Raw genomic sequence first — 2832 nt, 5'->3', positions numbered from 1 at the left:
GGACTACGAGCCAGCGGGCGAGTTTCCTCGTGTGCGTGCGTCCTCCGCGGGCGCCCGCCTGGCGGAGACCGTCATGGTGTACCGACCTCGAAAAACCGGGCCTCCGCAACAATGCAGCCAATAGCTTCATCGGTCGTAAAAGAAGTTATGATCTTCATATGGGCTCGATGAAGGCTGAATCTTCACCCGTCGTCCTCATCGGCGACATCGTCGACTCCCGGCTGCATCCCGACCGGCAACGGCTCCACGACTCCATCGAGGAGGCGATCGCGTCCGCGAACCAAGCGGTCACGCCGCTCGACCCGCTCGTCATCACACTGGGCGACGAGTTCCAGGGCGTCTTCGCCACGCTCGGCGACGCCCTCACGGCCAGCTTTCGCGTGCGCGCCCGGTTGCACCCCGACGCCGACGTCCGGTTCGGACTCGGCCGGGGGGCCGTCTCGACGCTCGACCCGGTGCGCGGTGTCCACGACGGCCCCGGCTACTGGGCCGCCCGCGACGCCATCGTCGAGATCGAGGAGCGCGCGAGCCGTCCGCAGTCGCGCACGGCGCGCACCGCCTACTCCCCCGGCCCGGCCCCAGGACGACCCCGCGGTGCCGGCGCGACCGCGGCGGCCGCCGACACGACGGACGCTGCCGACGCGTCGGAGGCCGACACGTCCGACGCGTCGGACACGTCGGACACCGCTGACACGGCGACGGCGCTGCGCGCCGCCCTCGACTGTCTGGACTTCGTGGTTGGCTCCATGTCGACGACGACCCGCGACATCCTCGGAGGACTCATGGACGGCCAGAGCCAGCTCGACGTCGCCGCGCGGCTCGGCGTCAGCCCGTCCGCCGTGTCGCAGCGGGTGCGGCGCGACGGCGTCGGCGTGGTCCTCGACGCCATGGCGGCGCTGGGGCGGCTGTCGTGACCTGGCTGTCGGTCGTCCTCGTCGGGCTCGGCGTCGCCGACCTCGTGCGCTCCTCGTCATGGCGGCACTCACGGCTCGTAGCGCACGTCGCCGGCCCGCTGGTCGTCGTCGTCGTGGCGGTCGTCGCGGGCCTGCGCTCGTGGTCGGACGTCGTCGCTCTCGCCCTCGCCCTCGTGGCGTGCGCCGCCTGGATGCAGCTGTCGCACCACGCCCAGCTCACCGGACGCCGTTCGCTCGCCGCGCTCACCGTCTTCGGCGCCGTCGTCGTCGGGCTGCTCCTCTTCTCCGGAGCGGCCAGCCGACCGGGCGGGCTCCTCGAGACGTGGCTGCACTGGGCCGACCTGCCGGGCGGCACGTCCCACTCACCCGCCCGCGTCCTGCTCATCGCCGGCCTCGTGTCCTTCAACGTCGCCACGGCCAACGTCATCGTGCGCCTCGTCCTCGTCGTCATCGGCGCCCTGCCCCCCGGCGCCCGCACGGCCCAGGGGTCCGCGGCCGCCTCCGTGCCCGTCGGGGTACCCGGTGGTGCTCCGACGGCAGGTGGGTCGGCCGGCCCGTCGATCGGCCCGGCCGACCGTCTCAAGGGCGGTCGCCTCCTCGGGCCCATGGAGCGACTCGTCATCCTCGGTCTCGGGCTCGCCGGCGAGCTGGGCGCCGCCGGCATCGTCATCGCCGCCAAGGGCCTGCTCCGCTTCCCGGAGGTCCAGGCCGCGGCGCGCACCTCCGGTCCCGGGGGCAGCTACGGCGGCGGACCGGCCGGCATCGACGACGTCACCGAGTACTTCCTCGTCGGTAGCTTCGTCAGCTGGCTCATCGCCCTGACGACCCTCGCCTTCGCACACTGACACACTGGCCCGCATGGTCCCCACCCCACGACGAGCACGCCGAGTCGCCCGCAGGATGCGATCCCGCCTGACCCGACTGCGCGCCGACCTGCCCGACGTGCGCGACGCCGCCCTGAGCCGCGCGCGGACCAGGCTGTGGCGAGGCCGCCGGCACGACCTGGCCATCGCGCTGCACCTCTACTACCCCGAGCTGTGGCCAGGGCTCGTGACCTACCTCGACAGGGTGGGCTCCGGACGTGTCGACCTGTTCGTCACCCTCCCGAGCGGTCACGGGTCGCTGGCGGCGACGATCCGGGCGCGCTACCCCGGAGCCCGCTGCCTCGTCGTGCCCAACCGTGGACGCGATGTCCTGCCGTTCACCCTCGTCGCCGCTGCCCTGCAACGCCTCGGCTACGTCGGGGTCCTCAAGATCCACGCCAAGCGCTCACTGCACTCCGACTCCGGCGACACCTGGCGCGACACGATGCTCGAGCAGCTGCTCCCGGCCGAGGAGCAGACGGTCGAGGACATCCTGCGGACCCTGCGGCGTCCCGACACCGGCGTCGTCGGCCCGAGCGGCACCTACTTCCCGCTCTCCACCTACTGGAGCGGCAACGCCACCACGGTCCGCCGGCTGCTGGCGCCCCATGTCTCCGCCGAGGCGCTCGGTCACCTGGACCGACCCGAGGAGCTCGGATTCTTCGCGGGAACGATGTTCTGGGCCCGGCTCGACGCCATCGCCCCGCTCCTCGCCGAGCCCACCCGGGCCTACGTTCGCGAGCCGACACCCAAGGACGGCACGCTCGCCCACGCCCTCGAGCGCGCCTTCTGCGTCCTCCCCGCGCTTCAGGACCGGTCGATCCACGAGTGCGACGGGGTTGTCGTCCGGGCGCGGGCCCGCACCGCAGCACCCGTTCCGGACTGGTACCGCGAGTCGGCCCGCCGCGCGTGGGAGCAGGAACGCGCGGCCTCCCGGCTGCCGGCCGCCGACCTGGCCGACTGAACCCATCGAGCCGCGCGCCTGCACGGCTCGGTGACCAAGGCCGCACGCAGCCGGCGCGGGGGTGCGCCGCGCACGCTGGTAGCGTCGGAGC

Annotated in this window: 3 protein-coding genes; all 3 read left to right on the top strand. The window is 73.1% G+C overall.

Annotated elements, in window-relative coordinates; all coding sequences use genetic code 11:
* Positions 1-158 precede the first annotated feature (158 nt).
* The 3 genes from ACPYOM_RS21530 to ACPYOM_RS21520 are packed head-to-tail and all read left to right on the top strand — an operon-like array spanning position 159 to position 2741.
* On the top strand, positions 159-914 hold the full coding sequence (locus tag ACPYOM_RS21530) for a SatD family protein (RefSeq protein WP_481347518.1): 756 nt from the start codon (positions 159-161) through the stop codon (positions 912-914).
* The gene (locus tag ACPYOM_RS21525) at positions 911-1759 is read left to right on the top strand and encodes a hypothetical protein (RefSeq protein WP_481339472.1); all 849 of its coding nucleotides are present in this window, start codon (positions 911-913) and stop codon (positions 1757-1759) included. The genes ACPYOM_RS21530 and ACPYOM_RS21525 overlap by 4 nt, the downstream gene beginning before the upstream one ends.
* Before the next feature lie 13 nt (positions 1760-1772).
* Positions 1773-2741, top strand: coding sequence for a rhamnan synthesis F family protein (locus ACPYOM_RS21520; RefSeq protein ID WP_481347517.1), 969 nt, complete (start codon positions 1773-1775; stop codon positions 2739-2741).
* The last annotated feature ends 91 nt before the right edge of the window (positions 2742-2832 follow it).

This window comes from Monashia sp. HAY1-2A (assembly GCF_056755315.1).
This window is presented reverse-complemented; position numbering and strand designations above follow the sequence as displayed.

Excerpts from the sequence above, each read along its gene's own strand:
- ACPYOM_RS21530 (WP_481347518.1), top strand. The coding sequence starts at position 159 with ATGGGCTCGATGAAGGCTGAATCTTCACCCGTCGTCCTCATCGGCGAC.
- ACPYOM_RS21520 (WP_481347517.1), top strand. The coding sequence starts at position 1,773 with ATGGTCCCCACCCCACGACGAGCACGCCGAGTCGCCCGCAGGATGCGA.